This window comes from Oleiphilus sp. HI0117, from assembly GCF_001635235.1.
Genome location: NZ_LWGA01001263.1, coordinates 1 through 5,083, shown reverse-complemented (window position 1 = coordinate 5,083; position 5,083 = coordinate 1). Strand labels below are relative to the sequence as shown.

Below are 5,083 nucleotides of genomic sequence, written 5' to 3'. Positions count from 1 at the left end.
ATGGAGCGCTTTTGCTTAGAACGCCATTCACGATAGTAGCCGCAATATTGCGAATACTGATAGCCCGCGTCGCCATGTATTTGCTTATATTCCTCCCACAACAATTGCTTGGTAACGCCTTTGCGCTTGAGTTCTTGGTGAATGGCAGCGCAATCAGGCATAACCCGACCATGGCGCGTATTGATCTTGGCGTCGGGGAATAATAAACGTTCTAGTTCATTGTCAGTCATCTCTATTGGAAGTGGCCAGGTTAGCCCAACATCAACCGCTCTTTTTCCATAAGTGGAAACAGTGCCTACGCCGATTCCTAAGCTGCGGGCAATATTTCGATGACTCAGTTTTGCCTCGAGTTTGAGGCGGAGAATATCTTTAATGTGTCGCATTGCTAATCTCTTGTTTGGCATCGTACTCTCGGCTTAAAAGCGCTAAGAATAACGTGCTCGACAAATTGAGTTTCAATGCATGGAAGGAGTTTGTGATTGATGGTGATCAGTCGTTGCGATTACTCGATCACCGTTTGCGATAACAGCTAAAAGTGAGTCATTTTGAATCGCAATGAGTGATCACGTTCCGTCGCAACAGGTGATCACTTTGAATCGCAACGAGCGATCAGGTTCGCGCGGAATACGCAATCAGGCACAAAATCAGTGATACTTACACTCAAATGGTAATCCTCCCATTTTTAACCGAAGCTAAAAGTAGAAGTTATGCAGCCATTAACGGTGGCCTGCCTCCGTTAGCTTTATGTGGCCTTTCATGATTGTAAAACCATAACCAGTTTGTTGCATAGTCTTGGACCTCTTCAAGCGTTTCAAAAAGATGTTTGCTGAGCCAGCTATAACGAATGGTCCTGTTTGCGCGTTCGATATAAGCATTCTGTTGTGGCTTGCCAGGCTGAATATATTCAATCCGAATATCATGATTCTTTGCCCATGAGACAAACTCATGACTGATAAACTCAGGCCCATTATCGCATCGAATAGCTATCGGCTTGGAACGCCATTCAAGCAACTGGTTGAGTACACGAGTGACTCTCATCGTAGGCAAAGAGAAGCCTGCTTCAATCGCAATGCCTTCACGTCGATAATCATCAATCACATTAAACAGACGAAATTTACGTCCATCGGCCAATTGATCATGCATAAAATCCATAGACCAAATTTGGTTGGCTCGAATCGGTTCTTTCAATGGCTCTGGTTTATGTCGCTTGAGGCGCCTTCTCGGTTTGATCCTAAGGTTCAGTGCTAACTCGCAATAAATTCGATACACACGCTTATGATTCCAGGTAAATCGCTTCACATTGCGAAGGTAATCAAAGCATAAACCAAAGCCCCAGTCAGAATCTTGCTCAGTCAATTTAATCAACCAATTGGCAATTTCCTCATTCTCAGCGTTCAACTTAGATTGATAGCGATAACACGTTTCGCTGATACCGACGGCAGAGCATGCTAATCGTATACTGATAGACCGATTCGCCACCGCATTCTGGGCCACCTCCTTGAGCCGAGATGGCTTCACCACTTTTTTTGTAGCGCTTCCTGAACAATTTCAGCCTTCAGTCGTTCCTCTGCATACATCTTTTTTAATCGACGGTTTTCTTCTTCAAGCTCTTTTAAGCGAGACATCATCGATGCATCCATACCACCATATTTTGCACGCCATTTATAAAAGCTAGCTGAACTCATGCCATATTCACGGCAAAGCTCTGGTACCGGCGTGCCGGCTTCGGCTTGTTTAAGAATCGCCATAATCTGGCTATCGGTGTATTTTGATTTTTTCATGCAGAATCTCCTGCGTAAATGTTACGAGAAAATTCTACTTTTGACTTCAATTATTTTTAGGGGGGATTACCAAATCTGAACGATCAATTGTTGGATAGTCTTCGAATCTTTGGACGCTTTTATCGTAATGTTTATAGAAAGGAACACTCTCAAGGCATTTTCCTAGAAAAGGATCGATCCATTTATTTTCGCCGGCGCAGGCTGAAGCATTAAGATTGGTTTCTTCACGGGTAAAATGACCTAATTCGTCTAGCTCATGTTGAGCCAGATGATGACCTGATTGATTCCTGAATATTGGCGCATGAGGCTGATCAACCAAGTGCTTAAGACGAGCACTTCCAGACTCGTCTAAATTTGGCATACGCTCATAATCATTCCAGGGCGCTGCTTGCATGATTATTCCCGTGTCATCTTGTCAGCCGCTTCTTTGGCTTTTTGTTTAGCTAAAGCAACTCGAAGATCGTGAGCTCTTTGCTCTGCTACTTTCGCGGCTTTGAGAACCTTCATTCTTTCCAGCGAGCTAACCGCTTGTAATCTATCTTCAGCTTGGTTGTTTGTCTCTCCTTTTGGTCGCAGGTTTATGGAAGACAGTACAACTCGAATAAACTCTTCTCTTCTATCAACATCATTGATGTATACCTTGTTGGTTCCAGCTTGGGCCAGTTCTTTAGCTGTGTTTTCAAAGGCATCCAACAGAAGAGCCAGTTCAAACCTAAAGCCCTTAAAGCTGTTATCCATTAAAAAATACGCGATCAACATCGTTGCGCGATACCAATCACATTGCTCATAAGGCCGTTTAAAACGAGTGAGTTCTGATGCTCGCACTGAGGTGCTTAAATCATATAGAGCATCATGAACTAGAGCATAAAAGTAAGGTGGTAATTGAGGGTTTAACAATTCTTTAGGGAACTCGGTTAGCCGATGGTGCAATACGTTGATATCGGGGCCTTCGGCACTACCATTGCTACGAGTTATGAGTTGAGTCATTATTCTGCTCCCTCATAGTGTTTTCTGCTAAATGCCCGAGCAAAATCAGTCATCGCTTCCCAAGACGTCACCGGGAATATATCCCAACCTTGTTGAGCCTCGGCTTGCTTTAAAGCGGCATCATGGTCCGCCATCCATTTATTGTTAGGTGGCAAGGGATAATCCCAGTGTAAATTTAACACCATCGTACCGCCGCCCTTTGCATTCTCTAATGCCTGCTTAGATATACCCCAGCCTGAGTTACCTTTTTCATCCGTGTCAAAAAGTGTTGTGACGCCATCATCCGACAAAATCACAATATGGGAGTTTCTAGTCCTTGGTTTCTCTATGTGGGTCTTTCTTAGAATATGTATCGGGAATGCTGTTGCGCCGCCCAAGTAGTCAGTCAAAACATTGAGAATTAACTCTTCGTTCCTTACAAAGCCATTGGTGGTTTTGAACTGCCTTGCGCCACTCCATAAAGTGACTTGAACTGCAGCGCCGGCTCTCAGTGCTGACAAGCATAGAATAGCGCCAGCAATCGTCGTGTATGACGTATTTTGTTGTGGGTTTGGCATTGAGCCAGAGCAATCTACATATAAATCTAAATCGCAAGGTTCTACCTCTGGCTCTGCACCCTCGTCAAATCCCCATTCTCGCTTAACGGTGGTAACACCCGGTATCACCTTGTGACTCATGGACATTGAGCTAAACCAGTCCACATCTTCAATTGGCTCCCCCGGTTCCCAAAGAGTTGTTCCTTCCGGAATAAGTTCGGTTTTCACGAGCTGCCTCTTTGATGGAAACGAAACCAGATGTGGTATTGAGCGCTCACGGTAATAACGCACTGCGATTTGATGATCTGATAGGTCGATACCTGCGGATTTTAAAATTTCCCCATACTCGAATGGTTCACGATACTGGCCATTGCCATCTGATTGTGAGCTTTCACCTAGGTTAGATTCCCTTGCTCCTGCCTCATTTGCGCTCGCATCGCCGATCAAATCTGGATCCATTGATGGGTGAATATTATCCATTTCACCCTGATCCTTATTGATCAAGCCGGAAGGAAACTGCCCGGCTCCAGCATGTTTTGTATCCATTAACTTGGCTATCTGATCTGCCGTATTTTTTTCTTCAGCCAAGTAAGGCAATAAGAGGGACGCAAATCTAGACGCCCCCTTAAGCCAATCCTCTGCATAGACCTTTATAATTCTCGCACCCAACCATGCATCTCCCTCCATGGCATCAGAATCCGACTGCCCTCCTAGAGAGCCCGATTTAAGCTGCCATAGATGCTCATAGATACGCATGTAAAGATGCCATACTCGGCTATTCGATCCCCCTTGATCTATTCGCTTGTAGACCTCGTCCATTCTGAGGCCAAACTGACGCTGGAGATGGTTGTTAATTAGTAGGTCTGAATACAGGTTGGCGACCATACCTGCCTGGTTCTCTAACGTAGGAAGGCAGACATGGATTCTCGCTATCATACGGGCATGATCTGTGAGTGTTGCTGGCGAAAGAATATGGTGACCAATCTCGTGAGCAAGCACTTCAACTGCATAGTCTTGAAGCTTGTATTTGGTGATCGCTTCTAAATCAACTACGACAGCCTGATCATTCAAACGGATCATGGCAAAGCTACCAGATAAGCCCTGTTTTGAAGCTTCTAGATGCGTCTCACATAAAAGTGGGTTTCTTAATTGTGTATAGCGACTCCACAAAGCAAGCGCTTCACTCCAGGATGACTGCCAACGCTCTAAAAGCGACTCGTCGGTTATCATGATGAGCGACCTTTACTTGTATTCAAGACCGCAGATCCCGAACACTCAGTAATGATGACTGAGAAAGTCTCCGGCGAGGTAAATACGAGTGTATCGTCAAGTTGTGCGACCGAATTGATATCTGTAAGGTCGCTGAAACGGCCGAGCGATATGAGTTTTGGGTTGTAACTTATCTGTTGATCTATTTGTTTTAGATCTTCAAGTTGTAGATTCTCGCTGGGAATGAGTGTCGCCCCAAATGAATCGGCATAGAGTCTCCAAATATGCGTGTCAGAAAGAACATACAGTTGGTCACCTTCAACGAAGATCTTGGGTGGTAAGGGGAAATCCCCACCAACAATACTGCATTGGCCAACCCGGTATTTTTCATGAATCTCCGTGCCGGATGTACTGGCCTTTATGTGTTGAGGTTTGAACCATCTACTCGCATTTAATTGGTCAAAATGAAAATTGAGATCATGACTGTCAGAGAGCTTAAATAGTTTTCTGGATACTTCGTCTGGTAGCTCATTAATTTTGTTCAGCGCTATTTCTCTGTACTGAGCCAAT

At 44.6% G+C, this 5,083-nt stretch carries 5 protein-coding genes and 1 pseudogene; all 6 read right to left on the bottom strand.

From position 1 onward, the window contains the following. Positions 1-383, bottom strand: a pseudogene (locus A3757_RS22030) (IS21 family transposase); the annotation flags it as partial. 322 nt (positions 384-705) lie between these two features. After that, a protein-coding gene (locus A3757_RS22025) for an IS3 family transposase (protein ID WP_156491835.1) occupies positions 706-1,781 on the bottom strand; the annotation gives its coding sequence in 2 pieces (ribosomal slippage) (positions 706-1,529 and positions 1,529-1,781; 1,077 coding nt in all). Between the two features lie 46 nt (positions 1,782-1,827). After that, a complete protein-coding gene (locus A3757_RS22015; RefSeq protein ID WP_068566667.1) occupies positions 1,828-2,175 on the bottom strand; it encodes a hypothetical protein in 348 nt (115 codons plus the stop codon). Between the two features lie 2 nt (positions 2,176-2,177). Then, a complete protein-coding gene (locus A3757_RS22010) occupies positions 2,178-2,768 on the bottom strand; it encodes a hypothetical protein (RefSeq protein ID WP_068506657.1) in 591 nt (196 codons plus the stop codon). Continuing rightward, complete coding sequence (locus tag A3757_RS22005) at positions 2,768-4,534, bottom strand: hypothetical protein (protein WP_068554093.1); 1,767 nt, start codon at positions 4,532-4,534, stop codon at positions 2,768-2,770. Before A3757_RS22005 ends, A3757_RS22010 begins: the two co-directional genes overlap by 1 nt. Next, the coding region (locus tag A3757_RS27200) for a hypothetical protein (protein ID WP_197470217.1) at positions 4,531-5,083 on the bottom strand (553 nt) is incomplete at its 5' end. The genes A3757_RS22005 and A3757_RS27200, both read right to left, overlap by 4 nt.

Coding starts and splice junctions, on each gene's coding strand:
- A3757_RS22015 (WP_068566667.1), bottom strand. CDS start 2,175: ATGCAAGCAGCGCCCTGGAATGATTATGAGCGTATGCCAAATTTAGAC.
- A3757_RS22010 (WP_068506657.1), bottom strand. CDS start 2,768: ATGACTCAACTCATAACTCGTAGCAATGGTAGTGCCGAAGGCCCCGAT.
- A3757_RS22005 (WP_068554093.1), bottom strand. CDS start 4,534: ATGATAACCGACGAGTCGCTTTTAGAGCGTTGGCAGTCATCCTGGAGT.